Consider the following 25693-nt stretch of genomic DNA (forward strand, 5'->3'; position numbering starts at 1 on the left):
TAATATGTTTTCTTGCCATACTTTTGTAGTAGTGATACGACGGTGTCATCTTTTTGTGAACCGTTAGCAATATGTTTGTTTAATCCATAATTAATAAAATGGGGATGATAAGCGTGAAAAAGAAAGAACTAGTAGATAAAGTTGCAAAAGAGTCAAAGGTTACTAGAAAAGACACGGAGACCGTGTTGAATACATTTCTGAAAACTGTATCTCATGCTCTTAAGAAAGGAGATAAAGTTCAGTTAATAGGTTTTGGCACTTTTGAAGTAAAACAACGTGCAGCACGTAATGGCCGTAATCCTAGTACAGGTAAGGCAATTAAGATAGCTGCTTCTAAGGTTCCGTCATTTAAAGCCGGCCAAGGATTAAAAGATACTGTTAACGGCCACAAGAAAAAATAAGGATTGCGGCATACTGTTAACGGATAAACTAAAACAGAGTCAATTGTTTTAGTAAGTTAGAATCGGGCGCATCATATTTATGATGCGCTTTTTTCTTTTATACTAAAATAGCGTATTATGCGTCTATTTACTTTGATTAAAAACGGAGAGTAGCCTCTTTATGATGGACAACCTACGCACGGCGGCGAATAGTCTTGTGCTAAAAATAGTATTTGTGATTATTATCTTATCCTTTGTGCTTACTGGCGTTGGTAGTTACCTGATTGGCGGTTCAAGTAATCACGCGGCGAAAGTGAATGGTACAACAATTAGTCAAGTTCAACTACAGCAAGCTTTTCAGCAAGAAAAGCAAGCATTACAAGAACGACTGGGTGATCAATTTGCTGAAATTGCTAGTAGTGAACAAGGGATCCAGATGTTGCGTCGTCAAGCTTTGGAACGTTTAATTAGCGTGACATTGCTTAATCAATATTCAAACCAATTGGGTTTAACGGCAAGTGATAATCAAATTAAGCAGGATATCTACAATATGCCGATATTTCAGACCGACGGGCATTTTGATAGTGAAAAATATCGGGCTATTCTATCCCAACATAATGTTAATGCCGATGATCTTGCCCAGGAAATACGGCAAAACCTGATTAACCGTCAACTTAGTAAAATGTACATAACGGATGAATTTGTCTTGCCTGAAGAAGTTAAGTCCTATGCTCAGTTACTTTTACAGCAACGTGAAGTAAAAACAGCAACTTTATCGCTTGCTAACTATCAATCTAAACAAACGGTTACAGATAAAGAGTTACAAGATTACTATAATGCGCATCAGAACAGTTTTATTTCACCCGAACAGGTACAGGTTAGTTATATTAAGTTAGATGCAGCTTCTCAGCGTGAAAATGTGGCGGTCAAAGATGAAGAGCTGAAAAACTATTATGAGCAAAATATAGCTAATTTTACTCAGCCAGCGCAAAAACATTACAGCATGATCCAATTGGCAACAGAAAAAGAAGCGGATTCCGTTGTTAAAGCCTTAGCTGCGGGTGCTGATTTTAAGCAATTGGTTGCTGAAAAATCGACAGATAAATTTAGTGCAGCAAATCATGGCGCCCTTGGTTGGATGGAGGCGACTTCAACGCCAAGTGAAATTATTGCTGCTAATCTAACTAAGAAAGGGCAGGTTTCTGGGGTAATAAAATCGGCTACCAATTACATTATATTTCGCCTTGATGATATTAAACCTGAAGTAGTAAAACCTTTTCAGGTCGTGAAAACGGAGATTGCCAATACACTAAAAAATGAAAAAGCGATTAATGCATTTTATTCACTACAACAAACTGTAAGCCGTGCGGCAATGGATGATAACGAATCTTTAACTGCCGCTGAAAAGGCTACTGGTATTAAAGCGGTAACAACAGGTTGGTTTAGTCGTAATAATCTTCCTGAGGAAATAAGATTTGATAAGGTAGCTGATACTATTTTTAACGGTAACTTAGTAGATAAAAATGGGCCAACAGGTATTAACTCAGATGTTATTAATGTCGATGGTGATCGTGCGTTTGTTATTCGAGTTGAAAAATATAAACCCCAGGTAACACAGCCATTTGATGAAGTGAAAAATAACGTAGCTGAATTACTTAAGCATAATAAGGCCACAAAAGAGATGGAAGCAGAGGGCAATAAATTGCTTACTGCATTAAAACAAGGGGCAGGTGAAGCGGCTTTAGCGAAACTAGGTATTAACTTTGGTGATACTAAGATTATTGAGCGTTTTGGGCAAAATGACGCATTGGCTGAACCAATTTTTCAAATGCCAATTCCTAAAGAAAATACACCAACTTATCTCAGTACCAAAGATGCTAAAGATAATTTAGTTATTATCCAATTGCTCAAAGTTACTCAGGGTCAACCGACGGAAGAAGAATTAAAAGTTTTTTCGCAACGTTATAAAATGATACTTGGCAATGTGATGATGGAATCACTGATGCTGAATTTACGTGATAGGGCTAAAGTCGATTTAGGACGGATCGAGTAATTTGCGATCGGCTTTCACATAATTGAATACGGTTACATAAATTAGAGGCTGCGTTTACGCAGCCTTTTACTATTTTATCATTCTGGGGTCGTAATGTTTTTTTATTCTTGTATCTTATCCATTGCTTAGAAAGTCTGTTTTTTGATAGAGGAATTATCGCAGGATTGCTTAGCAAACGGCTATAAAGCGTCTACATCAGGGAAATATAATGCCTATTTTGGTAAATAAATATTAATTTTTACTAATTAGCAAGGAGGTTAAAGATGCTGCTAATGATAAAAAATAAACTAAAGTATACAACTAGGATCTTGATTTTTGCGATAGGATTTACTCATACCGCATTTGCTCAATCAGATCAGCTAAAAGTCGCTAATGCTCAACCGCAAAATGCAACGAAATTAGTTATAAATAAAATAGACAAGCGACAGTTGATAGATGAGAAAGTCAATATTAATACTGCATCTGAGGAGGAGCTGGCAGAGAAATTAAATGGAGTCGGATTGAAAAAAGCGCAGTTAATTGTGCTGCATCGCAAGAAATTTGGCGGCTTTAAGTCAATTGAACATCTTCAGGATGTGCCAGGTATTGGTTTGGGTTTTATTGAAAAGAATCGTGAGAAATTAACCTATTAAAACGTAATAGGAACTGAGAGGGAGTATTAGTCTCAGTTCCTTATTGCTTACACCAGAATAAGCTATAGCTATAAAATACAGTTAAGCTAAAAATACTAAATACAATTTATTATATCTTGTATTGATTATTATAGTGGTATTTATTGTAAGTTAAATTGGCTGATTGTTTAAATATCGTTAAATAGTGTCGGTTTGAAATTACTTAAGGCGTATTTTTTGTTTTAATGAAGACATAATTGCTTGTCGATGATTAAGGTAATATTTTAATCCTTCAGCACGCAGATGGCAGGCAGCACATTGTTGGCAGCCATCACCTATAATACCATTGTAACAAGTAAGGGTTTTATTTTGTATAAATTCTAATGCGTGGTAATAATCGGCTAGTGCCCAAGTTTCGGCTTTATTTAGCCACATAAGTGGGGTTTCAAAGCGAATTGCTTTAGCTATCCCTAGGCAAATAGCTTGATTGAGCGCTTTAACAAATTCATCCCTACAATCAGGATAACCAGAAAAGTCTGTTTCACAAACACCGGTTATAACCACCTCAGCTTGAACTTGGTAAGCATAAATAGCAGCAAGCGTGAGAAATAGAATATTACGTCCTGGAACGAAAGTGTTGGGTAATTCACTTTCAATACTTTTTTCATAGGAAGGTATTGGAATGTTGTCGCGAGTTAGACTACTAATGGCAAGTTCATTTAATGATCCGACATCCAGTATTTTATGTGCTGTGATATTAAAATGCTGGCATATCTTTTGAGCAGCAACAATTTCAGCACTATGACGTTGAGCGTAATTGAAAGTGATACAATGAACTTCGTTATATTGTTTTATTGCTTGTATAAGACAAGTGGTGGAATCTTGTCCGCCACTAAATACAATAACTGCTCGTTTCGTCATGCTAATACTATCCATCGATAAAGTACAAGTAAAAAATTTTTGCTATTCCAGATGATACGTTATGTTACCCAGTTTAATCTAGTTTAGATAGCCTTAATTGGGAAGATTTCTTCATTGTGTTATATTATTTTGTTTAAATTTTTAAATATGGATGATTTTATTCTAACAATTTATTAATAACACTAAATTGATTCTATGAAATCATTAGATAAGAAATGCCATGATTTGTTGAATATATCGTAATATTTCCTTGATTATAAAGCTGACAAATCTGATTTGTTAAAAACATTTTCGCAAGATATTATGAGATTGGATAGTTTTTGGTATTTTTGTAAACATATAATCAACAATATTGCTAATTGAATTGATCTTTTTTATTTTTGATTGAGAAAATAAAATATACAACAATTTTGACTGTATCTGATTAATTCATTGAGCTGTAACTTATTATATTTTTTGATGTAATTTTCAATATCAGGATAAAAAAATGTGAGATTATTTTCTCAATTACGTTGGTATTTTTTAACTGAGTGGTGCCGGTATTTTGGTGCAATCATGTTATTAATTATTATTGCAGGATTACAACTTATTCCACCACGGCTGGTTGGCTTTATTATTGATGGTATTAGTAAGCAAACCCTAAGTAGCAAACAACTTTTGGGCTGGATAAGTGTAATGATACTTATTGCATTTATTATTTATGGATTGCGCTATATTTGGCGATTATGGTTATTTGGCGCTTCTTATAAACTAGCTGTACAGTTAAGACAGAAATTTTATCAACAATTTAGTCGTCAGACTCCCGAGTTTTATTTACGACATAGAGTAGGCGATCTTATTGCACGTACAACCAATGATGTTGATCGAGTTGTCTTTGCAGCAGGAGAAGGTGTCCTGACATTAGTCGATTCTTTGGTGATGGGATGTGCAGTGTTGATTGTCATGAGTATTGAAATCAGTTGGCAACTGACCCTGATCTCATTGCTACCAATGCCAATCATGGCAGTCATTATTAAGCGATATGGTGAACAACTGCATACACGCTTTAAATCTGCCCAAGGTGCATTTTCTTCTCTCAATAATCATGCTCAGGAAAGTTTAACCAGTATCCGTATGATTAAAGCGTTTGGTCTAGAAGATCACCAATCTCATCAGTTTGAGATTGCGGCATTAGAGGCTGGGCGTAAAAATATGCATGTTGCTCAAGTTGATGCGAAATTTGACCCTACTATCTATATTGCGATAGGCGCTGCAAATTTTTTGGCAGTAGCGGGTGGAAGCTGGATGGTTTGGCATAATAAAATGACACTAGGTGACTTGACCAGTTTTGTTATGTATTTAGGGCTTATGATATGGCCAATGTTAGCGCTTGCATGGATGTTTAATATCGTTGAGCGTGGAAGCGCTGCCTATAGCAGAATCTGTGTTTTATTTGAAGAACCCCTATCGATTATTGATGGGAAACAGTATTTGCAGCCAACATCTGGTCAATTGAGCGTAAATATTCAGCAATTTAATTACCCAGGTGTTGGAATATCATCCTTGCATAATATTGTATTTAATATACAGCCAGGGCAATTAGTTGGAATTTGCGGTCCAACCGGGGCGGGGAAATCAACACTATTATCATTATTGCAACGTCATTTTGATGTTCTTGATGGTGAAATTTTGTTTCAATCTCTTTCTCTGACTCATATTCAGCAGCGAGAATGGCATGCCAGACTGGCAGTTGTGAACCAAATACCATTTTTATTTTCTGATACTATCGCAGGTAATATTGCTTTAGGTAGACCAACTGCCAGCCAAACAGAAATAGAGGAAGCGGCAAGGCTAGCTGATGTACATGAAGATATTTTGCGTTTACCTGATGGGTATAGCACACAAGTTGGTGAGCGTGGCATTATGTTATCTGGTGGACAAAAGCAGCGTATTTCTATAGCAAGAGCACTATTATTAAATACTGAAATTTTGATATTAGACGATGCTTTGTCTGCTGTAGATGGACAGACTGAAAATAGAATTTTAAAAAATTTACGTCAGTGGCGAGGGTGTCATACTATCATCATTAGTGCCCACCGATTATCTGCTTTAGTGGATTCAGATCAGATACTTGTATTGCAACAAGGAACTATCGCATGTCAAGGTACCCATCAGCAATTAATTGCAAAACCTGGTTGGTATCGAGATATGTATTGTTATCAGCAAATTCAAGCCACCATGGAAAATGAACATGAATAAGCCTCGTCTTTTATGGCCATCCTTAAAGCGCTTATTAATTTATGGAGATCCATTTCGTAAACCGATAACTATTGCGGTTTTGATATCTTGGCTAGCCGCTGCGGTAGAAATTTGTGGGCCCCTTCTAGTAAGCTACTTTATTGATAATTTGTTAACAAAAGGTCATATACCGTTGGAAAGTGCGGTTATATTAATAATAGTTTTTTTTGCATCACAAATTATTGCTGCCATCTTACACTATTATCAAACAATTTTATTTAATCAAGCAGCTATAGGCGTTGTTCAAACATTACGTACAGATGTAATGAGTGCTGCTATTAGGCAGCCATTGAGTATTTTTGATAATCAACCAGTAGGACAGCTTATCTCTCGAGTGACAAATGATACTGAAGTGGTTAAGGATCTGTTTGTAACGGTTATTCCGACTATATTTCGTAGTATAGCGCTAATTATTGCCATGTTAGTAGCGATGTTTTTTTTAGAGTGGCGCATGGCAATTGTTGCTAGCTTAATTTTCCCTATAGTATTTTTGATCATGGTAATTTACCAACGTTTAAGTACGCCAATTGTTCGTCGAGTACGTACTTACCTAGCTGATATTAACGATGGTTTTAATGAGATCATTAACGGTATGACTGTGATTCAGCAATTTAGGCAACGAGCCCGCTTTGGGGAGAAAATGTTAGTGGTGAATCGTCAGCACTATACTGCTCGGATGCAGGCATTAAAGTTAGATAGCATTCTTTTACGCCCATTATTAAATTTATTTTCGGCCTTAACCCTTTGTGGATTAATTCTATTATTTGGATTTAAAGGAATAGATGTTATTGGTGTTGGAGTATTGTATGCTTTTATTAATTACCTTGGACGTTTAAATGAGCCATTAATTAAATTAACTTCACAGCAATCGGTATTACAACAAGCGGTAGTTGCAGGCGAAAGAATTTTTGAATTAATAGATAGCCCACGACAATATTATGGTCATGATCAATTACCTTTATTGTCAGGTCGAGTAGATATACAAAAGCTCTCTTTTGCTTATCGTGATGATAAATATGTATTGAACGAAATTGATATGCAGATAGAGGATAACGAATTTGTCGCATTAGTTGGGCATACAGGTAGTGGAAAAAGCACGATCACTAACTTATTAATGGGATATTATCCGTGGCAAGAAGGACAAATATTACTTGATGGACGTCCACTATCATCTCTTTCCCATCAGGTGTTGCGTAATTGTATTACTATTGTACAACAAGAGCCGGTTATTTTAGCAACGACTGTTTTTGATAATATCGCTTTGGGCCGAGAAATTTCAGAACAGAAAGTTTGGCAAATTTTAACAATTGTACAGCTCGCTGATTGGGTATATAAATTACCTAATGGCTTAAATACACTGTTAGGTGAGCAAGGTAATATGCTATCTACTGGGCAGAAGCAGCTACTGGCGTTAGCGCGGGCTTTAGTACAAACGCCGAAAATTTTAATATTGGATGAGGCAACGGCCAATGTTGATTCAGGAACTGAGAAAGCGATTCAAAAAACTTTACAGTTAATTCGTCGACAGACAACATTAATCGTTATTGCCCATCGACTTTCTACTGTTATCGACGCGGATAAAATTTTTGTCTTACATCGTGGTAAAATCGTTCAGCAAGGCAAACATAATCAATTGTTGCGACACCCAGGGCTGTATGCCCAGATGTACCAATTGCAGCAGATTGGTAATTTATTACATCCTGCTAGCTTAGAATATCTCGATGTGGTCTATTGATCTTTTTTGCTATTATTTTATATATTTTAAACTAGTTAAATGTTTAATATTATTTATTTGAATAAGAAAACAACACTTGATTTCTGCTTTCTTGCTATTTGAATATGAATAGCGCATAATGCGTGCCTCTATTGTTCATATAGAGCCATTCAATGGGGTCCTGTTGGTGCTCCCGCAATGCTAACTTGTTAACTTGGTCAGGTCTGGAAAGAAGCAGCCATAGCAGGGGATGTATGTGCCGGGATGTTGCTGACAGGACTCCGCCAGTTTAGCACTTCTAAGATATTTATATTTTTTGCAAATAAAATTAATCTAGTTGACAAAAATTGTTTTTATGTTGAAAGTTACTAAATTAATTCAATATGGTTAGTTTTTTATATACAGAAAAAATTTCGCTTAATTTGATGAATTTTCATTTTAATCTAAATGCAAGTTTTTGGTTTAGTTTTTATAGAAAAATAAGATTATGTAAAATTACGAATTTCATATAACGAAGTAATTAAATTATTAATTAAAAAATAAATAGCAATATATTGATTATTTTGCTGAATAGTTATTGACTAAGTATGGTCGTGATTAATAAAAAAGAGTAACAGTTGAGAGAGGATAATTATAGGCTTATTTTTTTGATTAAGCGAAAATATAAATATGGTTCATTGTTTAATCTAATAATGTAAGCAACACCACGATATAATTATCCGTGTTATGAATGAATATTTTAAGTTATATAGTTACTAATAAAAGCCGATAAGGGCTATCGGCTAAAATTATAACCATATCCTATCTGATAAAGGAAAGACTTATTAGCGAACATATTTCCAAACGGACGAAGGAATTTTGTCATAAAGTTTATTCATTGTGAGCTCAGCTAACCTATGGTCGGCAGCAGAATAAAATAACTCAAGTTCGTCTTCAGATAATTCATATTTGTTTTTTTCGATTACGCGCTCCAATGTTTCGATAGTCGTACATTTTCTTAAGCGCATCAGATAGTCAATTTTAGTCATAATTTCCTTTCTTTAAATTATAGATGTATAAAATATGAATGTTATTGGCTGTTGCGTCAAGTGTTACTTAATGAATACTTTATATCATTTGTTAATATTTCAGCCAAATGCTCATTCATTTTTTGCCAATCAGAAATATCTGTTAGGCTCATTACAGGTTTACCAAATAGGTTATAAGTTTCATCCAAATATTCGTCAATAAAAATAAAAAGGTTTACGTTATTCGGATATTTTAATTTAAATTGACCAATAAAATCTGTGATATGATCAATTAATACATTAAATTTAACGTTTTGGTCGGAACAAAGATCATTTTTCCAATGAGTTTTTGTCCTATGCAAAGTTAACATCGCTTCACGATGTAGAGCATCACATAAATACTTTAGCACTAAGATGTCATAACTCCTTGGTGAGTACTCATCCATAATCACCTCCATTCAAACCACAGATTACGGGTTATTACTCATTTTTATTGCATAATACCGCTAAAGATGAAGAATTTACCATTGAATTAATATATTGTTTTATTTTTTGTAAAATCAAAAACACTAATTAATTATGATTGTTGCCAAAATTATAAATGGTTGTCGGTAAACAATCAGAAGAATGTAGATAATTTATAAAATTTATACTTGTGTGAGTATAGCAAAAGTAATGCAAACAACCTACTGGATATTAATATAGCACTATTATCGCATAAGTCACTATCTCTGTATAAAGTTTTTTGTTATATGATGTTAATCAAAGAACTAATCTAGTACAAAATATCAAAGATATACAAAAAGTTACAGTATTACTGTGTTATTTTATTATTATTTATTTTTTTATTAAAAAATAAGTTTTAGTCATATATTTAGAATTATTTTTCATTTATTAAAAAATATTTTTACATAAAAGGCCAGATATTCTGGCCTTTTAATGGAAATATTACTAATAACCTAGCTAAGCTAATATTTATTTGTGAAACGTCTACGTATGACGACAAAAAATACTGGAACGAAATAGATAGCTAATGTAGTTGCTGCAATCATTCCTCCAAGCACGCCTGTACCAACAGAGTTTTGCGCACCTGAACCTGCACCGTTACTAATAACGAGAGGTAAAACGCCAAGCATGAATGCTAGTGATGTCATTAAAATAGGTCGTAACCGCATTCTGACAGCATCTAGCGTTGCTTCAATCAATCCTTTTCCTTCTTTTTCCATTAAGTCTTTAGCAAACTCAACAATTAATATGGCGTTTTTGGCTGATAGGCCAATGGTCGTTAATAAGCCTACCTTAAAGTAAACATCATTTTCTAATCCACGAAATGAAGTGAAGAGTAATGCTCCAATAACCCCTAATGGTAGAACTAACATAACAGAAAAAGGAATTGACCAACTTTCATATAAAGCGGCTAAACAAAGAAAAACCACAATAAGAGAAATTACATATAAAGCAGGTGCTTGATTGCCAGAAAGACGTTCTTGGTAAGACATACCGGTCCATTCATAACCAATACCCTCAGGTAATTTTTCAGTAAGTTGCTCCATTAATAACATGGCATCACCAGTACTTTTCCCTGGAGCCGCAGAACCTTGGATTTCCATTGCAGGTAAACCATTATAGCGTTCCAAACGTGGCGAACCATATAGCCATGGATCTTTGCTATGATCAATTAATGCGGAGAAAGGTACCATTTTTCCTTGATTATTGCGGACATAAAGTTTTTCAATATCAGCGGGCAACATCCGAAATGGGGCATTGGCTTGCACGTAAACTTTTTTAACGCGTTCACGATCAATAAAGTCATTTACATAGACTCCACCAAACATAGTACTTAAGGTTGCATTAATATCATTGATAGATACACCTAATGCCTCAGCCTTTTGTTGATCGAGATAAAAACGATACTGAGAGGTATCATCTTGTCCGTTAGGACGAACATTTTGCAATATATCAGGATGTTGAGCAATAAGTCCAAGTAGTTGATTACGAGCAGCCATTAATTTCTCATGACCTAAATTACCTTGATCAACAAGTTCATAATCAAAACCACTGGCTGTACCTAACTCTGGTATGGCCGGAATATTGAAAGAGAAAATGATAGCCTCTTGTATTTTTGAAAAGGCAAGATTGGCGCGATTGATAATTTGAGAAACGTGATTTTGATCGCTATGGCGTGTTTTCCAATCTTGTAGTACGACAAAAGCAAGCCCCATGTTTTGTCCTTGCCCTGCGAAGCCAAAGCCACTTACGGTAAAGACAGATTTAACATTTTCTTTTTCTTTTGTTCGATAATATTGGTCAATATCATTAAGCACAGCTACAGTTTGTTCTTGGGTAGAGCCTGGTGGTAGCTGAACCATCGTCAAGAGTACTCCTTGATCTTCCTCGGGAAGAAACGAAGAAGGCAATTTTAGGAACAGAAATGCCATACCAGCAACCAATATAACATAAATCACTAGGTAACGACCTGTGCCTCTAAGCATATGGCCAATACTATTGGTATAGTGATGTGCGCTTTTTTCAAATGTACGGTTAAACCAGCCGAAAAAGCCTGTCTGTTTTCCGTGGCTACCTTTAGGTATAGGTTTTAATATTGTGGCACAAAGAGCTGGAGTTAAGATCAGCGCGACTAGAACAGATAGCACCATTGATGCGACAATGGTAACCGAAAATTGACGATAGATTGCGCCCGTTGAGCCACCAAAAAAAGCCATAGGTATAAATACCGCGGATAAGACTAAGGCTATACCGACAAGTGCGCCTTGGATTTGTCCCATCGACTTTTTGGTGGCTTCTTTTGGCGATATTCCCTCTTCTTGCATAACACGCTCGACGTTTTCTACTACCACAATCGCATCATCGACTAAGAGTCCGATAGCGAGCACCATTGCGAACATGGTAAGCGTGTTAATTGAGTACCCCATTGCAGACAAAATAGCAAAAGTTCCAAGCAAGACAACAGGAACTGCGATCGTCGGGATCAAAGTTGCGCGGAGGTTTTGCAAGAATAAGTACATTACAACAACGACGAGCATGATAGCTTCGATCAGTGTTTTCACTACTTCGTTAATTGAGATTTTTACAAACGGTGTAGTGTCATAAGGGTAAACAATCTCTAATCCATTAGGGAAAAAAAGCTCCATTTCAGCAAGCGTAGCACGTACGGCTTTAGCAGTATCTAAGGCATTAGCCCCGGTTGCCAATTTGATACCGATACCGGCTGACGCAGTACCATTATATTTGGCTTTGATACTATAATTTTCCGCACCTAATTCAACTACAGCAACGTCTTTTAAGCGAACCTGAGAGCCATCTGGATTAACTCGTAACAGGATATTGGCAAACTGTTCAGCATTATTTAGCCGCGTTTGAGCAATAATAGAAACATTCAGTCGTTGGCCTGGGATCGGTGGTGTTCCACCTAGCTGGCCGGCAGCAACTTGGTTGTTTTGAATTTTTATGGCATTGATAACATCTTGAGTAGCCATATTGTATTTAACTAGTTTATCTGGATCTAACCAGATCCGCATAGCGTACTGGGTACCAAATAATTGCGTTTCACCAACGCCTTTTACTCGGCTAATAGGATCTTTAATGTGAGAGTTAACATAATCAGCAATATCTTCTTGATTCATTGAGCCATCTTTGGAAATAAAAGCGACCACCATTAAGAAAGAACCAGTAGATTTATTAACTTGTATACCTTGTTGCTGCACCTCTTGCGGTAGTAATGGCATGGCCAATTGTAATTTATTTTGTACCTGTACTTGTGCAATATCAGGATCTGTCCCTGCTTCAAAGGTAAGTGTCAGCGACATGTTACCCATTGCATCACTTGTTGAAGACATATAAACCAGATTATCAATTCCATTCATGTTCTGTTCGATAACCTGAGTAACAGTATTTTGGACTGTTGTGGCGTCTGCTCCAGGATAGGTTGCTACAATTGAGATAGACGGTGGCGCAATGGTTGGATATTGTGCCACCGGTAATTTGATAATTGCCAATAGACCAGCGAGCATGGTAATAATGGCTATTACCCACGCAAATATTGGCCGTTCTATAAAAAACTGAGGCATTAATTATCGACTCCCTTAATTTAAGATTTTTGCGGAGAAAATCTATTTTTCTGTTGTATTTGGATTGGGCGATGTTTCTTTAGCTGTCACTTTCATGCCTGGCTTGATTTTCTGTAACCCAATAACAATGACACGCTCTCCGGCTTCAAGTCCTTTAGTTATTAACCATTGATTACCAATTGCTTGCGCAGTAATTACCGTACGGACTTCAACTTCATTGTTGGTATTAACAACCATCACTTGAGCCTCACCACGAGGGGTCCGACTTACACCTTGTTGTGGCACGAGGATGGCATTTTTTTGCACGCCTTCTTCTAAAACGGCACGAACAAACATACCAGGCAGTAGTTTTTTTTCTGGATTGGGGAAAATAGCCCGCATCGTGATAGACCCAGTACTTTCATCAACGGTTACATCGGAAAATTGAAGAACACCTTTTTGTGGGTAAACGTCACCATTATTCATTTTTAAGCTAACAGGTGCTTGCTGCGATTCTTTAAATAAATTGCCGCTAGCGATTTCATTTTTTAAACGCAGATAATCGTCGCTGGATTGGGTAACATCAACATAAATAGGATCTAATTGTTGAATGGTTGTTAGCGCACTAGTTTGTCCAGTCGAAACCAGCGCGCCTTCTGTGACGTTGGATTTACCGGAGCGGCCGGAAATAGGCGCTGTTACTTTAGTATATTCAAGATTGATACGCGCAGTTTCAACTGCCGCTTCAGCGGCTTTAAGGGAAGCTAACGCCTGAGCATAGTTAGCGTTTGCGGTATCATACTCTTGTTTACTGATATAATTTGTTCCTAATAGAGGTTTATAACGACTTACCGTTAAACGAGTAATTTCGGCATTGGCTTTGGCTTTTGCTAAATTGGCTTTTGCGCTGTCATAATTTGCTTTATAGGTAGCAGGATCTATTTGATATAAAGAAGTTCCGGCTTCAACATCACTCCCTTCTTTATAATTTCTTTTTAATATAATACCTCCTACTTGAGGTCTTACCTCGGCAATACGAAAAGCAGTAGTACGGCCAGGCAGTTCAGTTGTTACTGTCAATGGCTTAACTTGTAAAGTTACGACACCAACTTCCGGTGTTGGAGGTGCAATATTACCTTGCTGGGAATTATCGCCACATGCTGTCAAGATCAAACAGCTTGAGAGTAGTAATATTACCAGAGGTAAAACCCCTCTGTTTTTTTGCATAAATAAACCTCAATATTCAAATATCAATTTCAAATCTGAAACCTGGTGAATTATTATGTTATAAGTCTCTTATGTTATTGCAAAAACATACATGAATGTATGTAAATTTACTTCAATAAGAAGAAAGTAAGTTAAAATGGCACGAAAAACTAAGCAACAAGCGAAAATAACTCGCCAAGAAATAATTGATGCAGCAATTAGAACATTTTCTAAGTATGGTGTTTCATCTACCTCTTTGTCTAATATAGCAGAGGTTGCAGGTGTAACTCGTGGTGCTATTTATTGGCATTTTAAAAATAAAGTCGATCTTTTCTCTGAAGCTTGTAAATTTACGGATAAACAAATAGCTGAAACTCAGGAAAAGTATCAGTTAAAATACCCTAATGATCCACTTTTTGTATTGAGAAAATTATTACATTATATTTTATTTACCTTTTTTGACGATACTAAAAACAAGGCGCTAACTGAGATTTTTTTTCATAAATGTGAATTGATAGGTGAAATGGCACAGTTTGCTGAATTACGGCGTGAAATTTATATGATTAACTATCAGAGATTAGTCACTCTGTTAAGCGCCTGTGTGGAAAAACAACAGTTACCGGTCAATATCAATGTTGAGTGCGCAGCAATTATGATACGAGCAGAAATTACCGGCCTGTTTGAAAATTGGTTATGTGTACCAGATAGTTTTAATATCAAAGAAAATGCGGTTCGTTACGTGGATACGATGATTGATATGATGAAATATAGTCCATCATTAAGAAACAGTTGAAACGTTTTATTACATAATTAAGGAGGATTGGATGCAAGAAAAAAACCTATTTTTGATTATTGCTAACGGTGCCGCCTATGGAGATGAAAATCTTTTTAATGCACTACGTCTAGCGATTGCAGTTAAGGAACAGGCTGCTACAACGGAAATAAAGATTTTTTTAATGTCTGATGCGGTTGTTGCCGGTCTTATTAATCAAAAGCCAATTGAAGGTTATAATTTAAAACAGATGTTGGAAATCTTACTTGCGCAGCAAGTAGAAATAAAATTATGTAAGACATGTACGGATGCCCGTGGTATCACTGAATTGCCGTTAATTAAAGGCATCTCCATCGGCACTTTGGTTGATTTAGCACAGTGGACATTAGCATCCAATAAAGTTTTAACTTTTTAGATATAATACTATTTGAGACAAGGAAATAAATTTTAAGGAGAGATTTTTAACTGTTTTCTTATTTTTAATCTTACTCAGTGGATACTACTATGTTTTCATTTAGTCGAAGGTTGCAAAACAGAGCATATTACCAACGGTTAGTTTCTTTATTGTCCTTGTCTTGTGGTTTATTCTTTCTTTTTACAGCAACGTTAGTTGAGAGTGCTACCTTAACCAATATAACTTCACGGCAAACTATCCAAAACGAATTAAATGCCTTAAGTCATCGTAGCAATTTAACGGCAGCTGAAACGCTAGCTTTAGCTGACTATAAAAAAGCAATTCAATTTTATGATGAATTAACTGAATTAGAAAAACAAGCTGCGCTAATGCAGAAAAGAGTTATACAAGCGCCGAAAGAGGCGCGAAATGCACTTGAGAAGTTAGCTAAAATTAAACAAGAGCAACAACAAAGTGAGCAGACTAAAACTGAATATCAGCATTTAACATTATCACAACTCGAGAGCCAATTAAAAAATAAATTAGAAATATTGCAAAACCAGCAGGAAAATCTGGCCAATATTAATAGCAACTTAGTTGCCTTACAAACTCAGCCAGAGCGAGCGATGAATATTATGTTAGAAAACGCTCGCCGGCTACAAGATATTCGTTACCGACTAAATAATGACTTCTCTTCCAATGAAGATATTCGGCCTTCTCTACAAATATTATTACAAGTCGAACAATTTTATCTGCAACAGCAAAATAAATTTCAACAACACGCATTAGAAGCGAACACTCAGTTACAAGATGTGCTACAGAAGCAACGTGATTATACCGCAACTTATATTGCGTTAATTCAAAGTGATATACAGTATGTTCAGGCTGCTATTAATAATAAACGCTTAAATTATTCTGAAGAAACGTCTAAAGAAGCTCAACGCTCAACGATAAATAGTCAGGAAGTGGAAGAATATCCGATAATTAAACATGAAAAAGCGATTAATAAGGCACTAAGTGAGCGTTTGATTACAATAACCCAAGATAGTAACCAATTAGTACAAAAGAGCATAAGGGTTAAATCTTGGTTAGAAAGAGCCATTCAAGTAGAGAGTAATTTAAAAGAACAAATAACAGTCTTACGTGGAAGTTTATTACTTTCACGTATCCTTTTTCAAAAACAAATTAATTTGCCACCAAATATACTGACAAAAAATCTGCCAACATTAATTGCCGATTTACGGTTGGAGCAGTTTGATATTAACCAAGAGCGTGATCAGTTATATCAATCTTCTAATTATATTAATAAGTTGGCTGATACAATAAGTGATTCAATGGTAGATAAGAGTAAGACAATGCCACTATCGAAGGAAGTCTGGCGGGCATTAGAGCTACTAATTGATATACGACGTGATCTTTTAGATCAATTAAATGTTCAATTGGGTAATCAGATTTCTCAGGCAATTAATTTACAGTTAGATCAACAACAATTACTGGGTGTCATTGAGTCTTTAGAACAGACATTAGCCCAGCAAATTTTTTGGGTAAATAGTAATAAACCGATTGATCTGGCATGGTTAACTTCTTTTCCTGAAGCAGCGAAAGCAGAAATTACCTCTTTTAATTTTAAATTATCATTAATTAGCATATATAAAGGATTAATTAACTCTTCTGTTGTCACTATTCCCCTTTTGTTGGCCTGTCTGTTCTTTTTTTGGATGAATCGCAAGTTTAAACAACGTTTAAAAGAAATTAATTCAGAAGTTAAAGTATTCAAAAAAGATAACCAATTGCATACACCGGTAGCGTTGATTTTAACCCTAATGATGGCGTTTCCTGGCGCTTTTATTGCACTTGCAGTCGGTTACTGGTTTTTAAAAACCGGTAATCCCCATGGTGATTTTGTTTGGAGTTTTGCCCTGCAATTGGCTCTATTTTGGATGTTATTTAGATGGTGCATTTATATACTTAAACCTGATGGCATTGCAGAAAATCATTTTTTAATTGCTAAAAAAGACACGACCTGGTTACGCCAACATTTGATGAATCTGATGTTGCCGTTGATTGTTTTGATTTATTGGTCCAGTTATGGCGTCATGTATCCTTTGCGTTTGGCGGATGATGTCATCGGACAATTGATTGTCTTAATATCCCTGTTTTTAGTTTTTTTATTTACTTTGCCATTTTGCCGTCGGATCTGGCAACAAAAGGGTGGCCATTTAACCCGCACTATTATTATTACCATACTGGCTTTTTCTCCACTGGTATTAATTGGTTTAATGATGGTCGGTTATTATTACACGACTCTTCGACTTTCCAGTCGCTGGATTGATAGCCTCTACTTATTACTCCTTTGGTATATTATTTATCATAGTTGTATTCGTGGATTATCTATTGCAGCGCGCAAGCTTGCTTATAAGAGAGCATTAGAGCGTCGTCATAATATGACGCGCGAAGAGCAAGAAAACGAACCTATCACCGAACCGCCAATGTCAATAGAATTGATTAGTCAACAATCTCTCCGTTTAACTAGTATGGTACTGTTTCTGATCTTTATCGTCGCTTTTTATTGGATTTGGTCAGATTTCATTACTATTTTCTCATTCTTAGACGGCGTTCAGCTTTGGCATACTAATGTACAAAATGAGGCTGGTCACGCTTTACAAGCGGTTACCTTGGCTGATTTAATTCTAGCGATTATTATTTTTATTGTCGCTTTAGTAATGACGCGAAATCTGCCCGGTCTATTAGAGGTTTTAGTGCTGTCTCGGTTGAAGCTTAGGCAGGGATCAAGCTATGCCATCACAACGATGCTGACCTATATTATTATCGGTATTGGTACAATTATCGTATTGGCAATGTTAGGTGTTACCTGGAATAAGTTACAGTGGCTAGCGGCAGCATTAACCTTTGGTTTAGGTTTTGGTCTACAAGAAATTTTTGCTAACTTTGTTTCCGGTATTATTATTTTGTTTGAACGACCGGTCAGAATTGGTGATACCGTTACGATTGGTAATTTCTCAGGCACAGTAAGTAAAATTCGTATTCGAGCAACCACCATAACGGATTTTGATCGTAAAGAAGTCATTATTCCCAATAAAGCATTTGTGACTGAACGTTTAATAAATTGGTCGTTATCAGATACGATTACCCGTATAATTATCAAGCTAGGTGTTGCTTATGGTTCTGATCTTGATAAAGTCAAAACGATTTTGTTACAGGCGGCGCAAAGTAATAATAAGATCATGTCGGATCCGGCTCCGTTAGTATTTTTTACTGATTTTGGTGAAAGTACTCTTAATCATGAATTACGTTTTTATGTTCGACAGATAGCGGATAGAAGCACAACATTGGATGAAGTTAATCGAATGATTGATCGCTTATGTCGGGAACAAAATATCGATATTGCTTTTAATCAGTTAGAAGTTCACCTTCATAATAACAAAGGTGATTTTGTGCAAGAAGTTGATCGTACTATTGGTGCAGAAAAGGGATCGAAGCACCCTGATAGAAACGATCGGGATTAATAATACTGCCGAATAATAATTGAATTATTTATATCAACGCTTTTTAGTTGCATTGGCAAGTAATGAGATAGCGTTTTTATTCTCATAATCTTTTTTCACAATATCAAGCGCTTTGAGTGCTGTAGCTGGTTCTATTTGATTAATTTCTAGAATATAAATTAAATCAATGGCAACTTGGATTTCTAATGGCGCATTCTCTAAATTCATTAAATATACCTATATTATTTTTTATTCGATATTTTGATTCTCATCGCGCTCAATCGCCCTTTCTATGCGTGAAAGAGCCTGACGGCATCTCACTAATCTTCCTGTTAATGCAGCTATTTCTTGTTGCAGTTTCTGGCAAGCAACATATGATTGTTGCTTAGCTAATTGTTGTTCTCGATCATTTATCATGGCGATTAGGCGACGTTCATAGTCTTGATGTTGAACTAATCGTTCATAGCGATCGACGGTTTTTTCTTTTTGACTATGCTGATTTTCTTGCTCTCTTAAAATTTGAGTTGCAGATTCTCGCGTCATTGCACCAATTTGGGCAATAATTTTTTCTGTCAAAAAAGTAACCTGTTCTGGGCGTGAGGTAATAACTGCAATTTTTAATTGACTAAAATGTTGCTTAATTTCAAATAAACATTCACTTAATTGATGGCTTTTTCGATAAAATAATTTTTGATCAAAACGTGATTTTATAAAAGAAGAGTGTGCAATAGGCTTTATTTGCTCTGCTAATGCTTCAATTTGCTCTTCAAGCGTGTTTAGTAACTTTTGTGTTTTCATATAGTAAGCCATAATAATATAAAATATGTGATTGCGATTTGACTTATTACTGTAAAAATGCGGATATTGGTAAGTAAGTTATTGCATTTTTATAGTACTTTTCATAGATTGTAGTGTTTGATTATTTTATCTATGATGATAATTATGATGGTTAATGAAAGAAAAATACAATTTATAAAAGACAGTATTGAAACAATTCCTGATTATCCGATACCAGGTGTATTGTTTCGTGATATTACAACCTTATTGGATAATCCTGCTGCTTATCAGGCCACTATTGATCTACTTGTGGAACATTATAAAAATAAAGGTATCACTAAAATTGTTGGTACTGAAGCGAGAGGCTTTTTGTTTGGGGCACCGGTTGCTTTGGGTTTAGGTATAGGATTTGTGCCAGTACGTAAAGAGGGAAAATTACCGCGAGCCACTTTACGGCAAAATTATGAGCTAGAATATGGTAGCGATACACTCGAGATCCATAAAGATAGTATTTCAGCGAAAGACAATGTATTAGTGGTTGATGATTTACTCGCTACAGGTGGTACGATTGAGGCAACTGTACGCTTGATCCGGCAGCTTGGAGGCAGAGTTAATGAAGCGGCATTTATTATCTGTTTGCCCGATTTAGGTGGTATCGAACGTTTAAAAAAACAAGGTGTCAATTGTTTTAATTTGGTTGAATTCTCAGGACATTAATCAGTAAAATTTTCTGGCGAAATGTGCTAACTAGGCAAATAGCGCTATGTTGGTGTAACAAACTATATACTTAACGTCTAATAGGAATCATGAGCTACCAGGTACTTGCCCGTAAATGGCGCCCACAAACATTTACCGATGTTGTTGGGCAACAACACGTTTTGACTGCGCTGGCAAATGGTTTGCAACAGCAGCGGCTCCATCATGCCTACCTATTCTCTGGGACACGAGGGGTTGGAAAAACAACTATTGCACGACTGTTTGCGAAAGGGCTTAACTGTGAGGTAGGGATAAGCCAGAATCCTTGTGGTCAGTGTGTCAACTGTCTTGAGATAGCGCAGGGCCGATTTGTTGATCTGATTGAAATAGATGCCGCTTCGCGCACTAAAGTTGAGGATACGCGCGAACTGCTAGATAATGTCCAGTATGCACCAACACGTGGTCGATTTAAAGTCTACTTAATCGACGAAGTTCATATGCTTTCTCGTCATAGCTTCAATGCTTTGCTTAAGACGTTGGAAGAACCGCCAGAACATGTAAAATTTCTCTTAGCAACGACCGATCCACAGAAATTACCGATAACGGTTTTATCTCGCTGCCTTCAATTTCATTTAAGAACACTTGATATCGACCAAATCAGCCGTCAACTTGAACGCATTTTAGTGGCTGAGCAAATATCGAGTGATAAACGTGCCCGCCAATTAATTGCCAGAGCGGCCGAAGGTAGTTTACGTGATGCATTAAGTTTGACCGATCAAGCTATTGCCATGGGTCAGGGGCAGGTATCGGCCGATTCAGTTAGTCAAATGCTAGGAATATTGGATGATGAACAGCCACTAGCGATCATTGAAGCGATTGTACATGCCGATGGTCAAAAAATGATGGCTCTAGTCGAAGATATTGCGTTGCGGGGCAGTGACTGGGAAAACGTATTGATTGAAATGTTATCATTAGTTCATCGCATTGCGATGATCCAGCTTTTACCTGTGGAGATGCAAGATACTGCATCGCCGCTAGAAGAGCGTTTACGTTTACTTGCGCGTTCGATTACGCCAACGGATTTACAGCTCTATTATCAAATCCTATTTGTCGGACGCAAAGAGCTTCCCTATGCGCCAGAAAAGCGCATGGGGGTTGAGATGACTTTATTACGTGCCTTAGCATTTCATCCTAAGTGTGTTAATGATACTGAAATTTCATTGGTATCTTCGCCAAATAGAATGGAATCGGTTACCGCAGGTAATGATATTGATATTTCTTCTAATATAAAAGATAAAAAAAAAGTCATTGATCAAGCGATAAGTTCATCAGCTGAAAAGTTAATTAATACGCCTACCTTGCAATTGCTAAAAGCAAAAGCGTCACTAAAACAAGAGCAAGAGAAAACACCGCTAAAAAAGTCTGACACCGCATTGTCGAAGACGAAAACGCCGTCGGCAATGTCAGCGCTAGAACGGTTAGCAACTGTTTCTGCGCAGCATCAGCGATCTGTTGCAAATCAGCCGAAACAGATTAAGAAGGATGAGAAAAATCAAAAAGATAAATCTTATCAGTGGCGGCCGCAAAATATTTCTGAACAAAAGATAGAGCGAGTAACAACGCCTGGCAATATTAAACAAGCATTAGAATATGAAAGAACACCTGAACTTGCCAATAAAATCGCACTTGAAGCTCGAGAGCGTGACCACTGGTCGGCTGAAATTTCTCAGTTAAAAATACCAAAATTGATAGAACAACTTGCGTTGAATGCGTATAAGGAATCGTTAAATGAAACGGAAATCTGTTTACACTTACGATCAACGCAACGGCATTTGAATACTGAGCCTGCGCATAAAGCATTAACAAAAGCCTTATGTGAGTTATATGGCCAGCCGATAAAACTGGTTATCATCGAAGATGATAATCCGGCCGTCAAGACACCTTTGGAATGGCGGCAGCTAATTTATGAAGAGAAGCTAGCACAGGCTCGTCAATCCATCATTGTGGATAAAACCATTCAGACTTTGCGTACGCTGTTTGATGCACAGTTAGATGAAGAAAGTATACGGCCTGTATAGTCAAATACATATCGTTAAGTATAATGAAGCAAAGTTAACGTATATCCTGGTAACAGATCAGAAAGAGAGAAATATTATGTTTGGTAAAGGTGGGCTGGGTAACCTGATGAAGCAGGCTCAGCAAATGCAAGAAAAGATGCAGAAAGTACAAGAAGAGATTGCTAACATGGAAGTTACCGGCGAATCTGGTGCAGGACTTGTTAAAGTAACTATTAATGGTGCACATAATTGCCGCCGGGTTGAAATTGATCCTAGTTTGATGGCAGATGATAAAGATATGTTAGAAGATCTTATTGCGGCCGCATTTAATGATGCTGCGCGCCGTATAGAAGAAGCACAAAAAGAAAAAATGGCCAATATCTCCAATGGCATGCAATTACCTCCAGGCTTTAAGATGCCATCTTGATGCAAACGAGTCCCCTGCTTGAATCTTTAATGGAAGCGCTACGCTGTTTACCTGGTGTAGGGCCAAAATCGGCGCAACGTATGGCTTTTCATCTTCTGCAACGTGATCGTAGTGGTGGCATGCAATTGGCTCAGGCGTTGACACGTGCAATGTCTGAGATCGGCCATTGTCAGGGTTGTCGAACATTTACTGAAAAAGATTACTGTTCTATTTGTACTAATCCGAGGCGTCAACAAACGGGCCAAATATGTGTGGTTGAAAGTCCGGCCGATATTTATGCCATTGAACAAACAGGGCAGTTTGCTGGGCGTTATTTTGTTTTGATGGGCCATCTGTCGCCATTAGATGGTATTGGACCTAAGGATATTGGCCTTGATAGCTTAGCCGATAAACTAGCGACTGAGACGGTATCAGAAGTGATCTTGGCGACCAACCCAACAATTGAAGGGGAAGCAACGGCCAACTATATTGCTGGTATATGTGCTCAATATGAGGTGATGGCCAGCCGTATTGCTCATGGTATTCCGGTTGGTGGTGAGCTTGAAATGGTTGACGGAACAACTTTGTCACATTCAATCATTGGCCGTCAGAAAATTAATTATTGATAGTATAAATCTAATATCAATAAACCTATGCAGAGGTTAAAAACTCTGCTTATTTTTTATGAAAAAGTTAACTGTATCGGCTGTCAATACTGTTTTGACGGCGGTGAACTTGAAATTTTCAATTTATATCCCCATCTGAGTTTCATAACCATTCAACCCAATAAAATTATTCTAAAATTGAGGCTATTTAATGAGTATGAAAGGACAAGAAACTCGTGGATTTCAATCAGAAGTAAAACAGTTATTGCAATTGATGATCCATTCTCTTTATTCCAATAAAGAAATCTTTTTACGCGAGCTGATTTCAAACGCATCTGATGCAGCGGATAAATTACGCTTTAAGGCACTTTCACAATCAGATCTTTATGAAAATGATGGTGACTTAAGAGTTAGAATTGCTGTTGATAAAGACAAAAAAAACTTAACCATTAGTGATAACGGTATTGGCATGACGCGCGAAGAGGTTATTGATAATTTAGGTACTATTGCTAAATCTGGTACGAAGGCTTTTTTACAGTCTTTAGGTAACGAACAAGCGAAAGATAGCCCATTAATCGGTCAGTTTGGTGTTGGTTTCTATTCAGCTTTTATTGTTGCAGATAAAGTGACCGTGCGTTCGCGAGCAGCGGGTATGGCCGCCGATAAAGGGGTTTTCTGGCAATCTCAGGGTGAGGGTGAATATACCGTTGCTGATATTGAAAAAGCAGAGCGGGGTACTGAAATTACCTTACATTTACGTGAAGACCAAACGGAATTCTTAGATAACTGGCGTTTACGTTCGGTGATTAGCAAATATTCAGATCATATTGCCTTGCCAGTGGAAATTGAAGCCAAGAACGAAGAAGATGATACGGTTATTTGGGAAAAAATTAATAAAGCCCAGGCACTATGGACACGTAACAAAAACGATATTACGGCTGAAGAATATAAAGAGTTTTATAAGCATGTTTCCCATGATTATGCGGATCCTCTAATATGGAGCCATAATCGGGTAGAGGGTAAGCAAGAGTATACTAGCCTACTTTATATACCAACTAAAGCGCCTTTTGATTTATGGAATCGTGATAATAAACATGGTTTAAAGCTTTATGTTCATCGTGTTTTTATCATGGATGAAGCTGAACAGTTTATGCCCAATTACCTACGTTTCGTCCGTGGGTTAGTTGATTCCAATGACTTACCATTAAATGTTTCACGTGAAATTTTACAAGATAGTGATATCACTCGTAGTTTGCGTAGTGCATTAACTAAACGCGCATTACAGATGTTAGAAAAATTAGCCAAAAATGAACCTGAACAGTATCAACAATTCTGGCAGGAATTTGGACTAGTGCTGAAAGAGGGTCCTGCGGAAGATACCACCAATAAAGAAGGGATCACTAAATTATTACGCTTTGCATCAACGCATAATGAGAGTAATTTACAGAATGTTTCTTTAGAAGATTATGTTAGTCGAATGATTGAGGGGCAGGAAAAAATTTATTACATTACCGCAGATAGTTATGCTGCTGCGAAAAATAGCCCACATTTAGAACTATTCCGTAAAAAAGGAATTGAGGTTTTATTATTATCTGATCGGATTGATGAGTGGATGATGAACTATTTGCCAGAATTTGCAGGCAAATCTTTTCAATCTGTTAGTAAGACAGATGAGTCACTTGAAAAACTGGCTGATGAAGATAAGAAAGAGCAAGAAGAGACAGATAAAAAACTGGAGCCTTTCGTTGAGCGAGTAAAAAAATTATTAGGCGAGCGGGTGAAGGAGGTGAAGTTAACACATCGTTTAACCGATACGCCGGCAATCGTGACGACGGATGCGAATGATATGAGTACGCAGATGGCAAAACTTTTTGCCGCGGTGGGTCAATCAGCACCGGAAATAAAATATAATTTTGAACTTAATCCTGAGCATCCATTAGTTAAAAAAGCGACAGAACTAACAGATGATGGCTTATTTTCTGAGTGGATAGAAGTATTATTAGATCAGGCATTGTTTGTTGAACAGGGTAGCCTGGAAGATCCTAATCAATTTATTCGTCGTATTAATAAGTTACTTTTGGGCTAAAATTTATTTAATTAACCAGGTTGTTTATAAAACCACGTTTTAGTTATTTCAAGACGTGGTTTGTTTTTTTAACGAAAATAATTTGATTATTCATTGGTTATCTGTTTTCTTAAGTTATATATATGCCTAATGATAAGGTAACTTTTCTTTCAAAATAT

Annotated in this window: 20 protein-coding genes and 1 other RNA gene; 14 read left to right on the forward strand and 7 right to left on the reverse strand. The window is 36.7% G+C overall.

All coding sequences use genetic code 11. The features are described from left to right. The first annotated feature begins 113 nt into the window (after nt 1–113). From H1X92_RS08065 to H1X92_RS08075, 3 genes are all read left to right on the forward strand, one after another. Nucleotides 114–401 (forward strand): HU family DNA-binding protein, encoded by a 288-nt coding sequence (locus H1X92_RS08065; RefSeq protein WP_180559663.1) that lies wholly within the window; start codon nt 114–116, stop codon nt 399–401. A gap of 160 nt (nt 402–561) precedes the next feature. Then, nucleotides 562–2433 (forward strand): peptidylprolyl isomerase, encoded by a 1872-nt coding sequence (ppiD, locus tag H1X92_RS08070; RefSeq protein ID WP_180559664.1) that lies wholly within the window; start codon nt 562–564, stop codon nt 2431–2433. 263 nt (nt 2434–2696) lie between these two features. Then, nucleotides 2697–3065 carry a ComEA family DNA-binding protein gene (locus H1X92_RS08075; protein ID WP_225505869.1) on the forward strand — a complete coding sequence of 123 codons (369 nt, stop codon included), beginning with the start codon at nt 2697–2699 and terminating at the stop codon, nt 3063–3065. Nucleotides 3066–3263: 198 nt separating this feature from the next. Here the strand turns inward: H1X92_RS08075 and queC are convergent, their stop codons facing one another. Continuing rightward, complete coding sequence (gene queC, locus H1X92_RS08080; RefSeq protein ID WP_180559665.1) at nt 3264–3965, reverse strand: 7-cyano-7-deazaguanine synthase QueC; 702 nt, start codon at nt 3963–3965, stop codon at nt 3264–3266. Nucleotides 3966–4454: 489 nt separating this feature from the next. On the opposite strand from queC, the gene H1X92_RS08085 reads away from it, so the two are divergent. The 3 genes from H1X92_RS08085 (at nt 4455) to ffs (ending at nt 8235) form a co-directional block, all read left to right on the forward strand. Further along, nucleotides 4455–6203, forward strand: a complete 1749-nt coding sequence (locus H1X92_RS08085) for a SmdA family multidrug ABC transporter permease/ATP-binding protein (RefSeq protein WP_180559666.1) — start codon at nt 4455–4457, stop codon at nt 6201–6203. Next, nucleotides 6196–7977, forward strand: coding sequence for a SmdB family multidrug efflux ABC transporter permease/ATP-binding protein (locus H1X92_RS08090; protein WP_180559667.1), 1782 nt, complete (start codon nt 6196–6198; stop codon nt 7975–7977). Before H1X92_RS08085 ends, H1X92_RS08090 begins: the two co-directional genes overlap by 8 nt. Before the next feature lie 161 nt (nt 7978–8138). Then, nucleotides 8139–8235, forward strand: an RNA gene (gene ffs, locus H1X92_RS08095) — signal recognition particle sRNA small type. A gap of 545 nt (nt 8236–8780) precedes the next feature. Here the strand turns inward: ffs and H1X92_RS08100 are convergent. The 4 genes from H1X92_RS08100 to H1X92_RS08115 all read right to left on the reverse strand — a co-directional run bounded on the left by H1X92_RS08100 (nt 8781) and on the right by H1X92_RS08115 (nt 14257). Next, entirely contained in the window at nt 8781–8984 is a 204-nt protein-coding gene (locus H1X92_RS08100; RefSeq protein ID WP_026821483.1) for an HHA domain-containing protein, read from the reverse strand. A gap of 56 nt (nt 8985–9040) precedes the next feature. Beyond that, nucleotides 9041–9409, reverse strand: a complete 369-nt coding sequence (gene tomB / locus H1X92_RS08105; protein WP_180559668.1) for an Hha toxicity modulator TomB — start codon at nt 9407–9409, stop codon at nt 9041–9043. Nucleotides 9410–9931: 522 nt separating this feature from the next. After that, entirely contained in the window at nt 9932–13051 is a 3120-nt protein-coding gene (locus H1X92_RS08110) for an efflux RND transporter permease subunit (protein ID WP_180559669.1), read from the reverse strand. Between the two features lie 42 nt (nt 13052–13093). Then, nucleotides 13094–14257 carry an efflux RND transporter periplasmic adaptor subunit gene (locus H1X92_RS08115; RefSeq protein WP_180559670.1) on the reverse strand — a complete coding sequence of 388 codons (1164 nt, stop codon included), beginning with the start codon at nt 14255–14257 and terminating at the stop codon, nt 13094–13096. Nucleotides 14258–14393: 136 nt separating this feature from the next. Here H1X92_RS08115 and acrR point away from each other — a divergent pair, with 136 nt between their 5' ends. From acrR to mscK, 3 genes are all read left to right on the forward strand, one after another. After that, on the forward strand, nt 14394–15029 hold the full coding sequence (acrR, locus tag H1X92_RS08120; protein ID WP_180559671.1) for a multidrug efflux transporter transcriptional repressor AcrR: 636 nt from the start codon (nt 14394–14396) through the stop codon (nt 15027–15029). A gap of 31 nt (nt 15030–15060) precedes the next feature. Then, entirely contained in the window at nt 15061–15423 is a 363-nt protein-coding gene (locus H1X92_RS08125) for a DsrE/DsrF/TusD sulfur relay family protein (RefSeq protein ID WP_180559672.1), read from the forward strand. A gap of 89 nt (nt 15424–15512) precedes the next feature. Next, complete coding sequence (gene mscK / locus H1X92_RS08130; RefSeq protein WP_180559673.1) at nt 15513–18929, forward strand: mechanosensitive channel MscK; 3417 nt, start codon at nt 15513–15515, stop codon at nt 18927–18929. 33 nt (nt 18930–18962) lie between these two features. On the opposite strand, the gene H1X92_RS08135 is transcribed toward mscK, so the two are convergent. Both H1X92_RS08135 and priC read right to left on the reverse strand, forming a co-directional pair. Then, entirely contained in the window at nt 18963–19136 is a 174-nt protein-coding gene (locus tag H1X92_RS08135; protein WP_180559674.1) for a DUF2496 domain-containing protein, read from the reverse strand. Between the two features lie 21 nt (nt 19137–19157). Further along, a complete protein-coding gene (priC, locus tag H1X92_RS08140; protein WP_180559675.1) occupies nt 19158–19706 on the reverse strand; it encodes a primosomal replication protein PriC in 549 nt (182 codons plus the stop codon). A 132-nt stretch (nt 19707–19838) separates the two neighbouring features. Between priC and apt the strand changes: the two genes are divergently transcribed. From apt to htpG, 5 genes are all read left to right on the forward strand, one after another. Then, nucleotides 19839–20402 (forward strand): adenine phosphoribosyltransferase, encoded by a 564-nt coding sequence (apt, locus tag H1X92_RS08145; RefSeq protein ID WP_370520680.1) that lies wholly within the window; start codon nt 19839–19841, stop codon nt 20400–20402. Nucleotides 20403–20491: 89 nt separating this feature from the next. Then, complete coding sequence (gene dnaX / locus H1X92_RS08150; RefSeq protein ID WP_180559677.1) at nt 20492–22459, forward strand: DNA polymerase III subunit gamma/tau; 1968 nt, start codon at nt 20492–20494, stop codon at nt 22457–22459. 76 nt (nt 22460–22535) lie between these two features. Further along, entirely contained in the window at nt 22536–22865 is a 330-nt protein-coding gene (locus H1X92_RS08155) for a YbaB/EbfC family nucleoid-associated protein (RefSeq protein WP_180559719.1), read from the forward strand. After that, the gene (recR, locus tag H1X92_RS08160) at nt 22865–23470 is read left to right on the forward strand and encodes a recombination mediator RecR (protein WP_180559678.1); all 606 of its coding nucleotides are present in this window, start codon (nt 22865–22867) and stop codon (nt 23468–23470) included. Before H1X92_RS08155 ends, recR begins: the two co-directional genes overlap by 1 nt. A 190-nt stretch (nt 23471–23660) precedes the next feature. Next, the gene (gene htpG, locus H1X92_RS08165; RefSeq protein WP_180559679.1) at nt 23661–25535 is read left to right on the forward strand and encodes a molecular chaperone HtpG; all 1875 of its coding nucleotides are present in this window, start codon (nt 23661–23663) and stop codon (nt 25533–25535) included. Nucleotides 25536–25693 lie beyond the last annotated feature (158 nt).

Origin of the sequence: Arsenophonus endosymbiont of Apis mellifera (genome assembly GCF_903968575.1) — a bacterium.
Lineage (GTDB): Bacteria > Pseudomonadota > Gammaproteobacteria > Enterobacterales > Enterobacteriaceae > Arsenophonus > Arsenophonus apicola.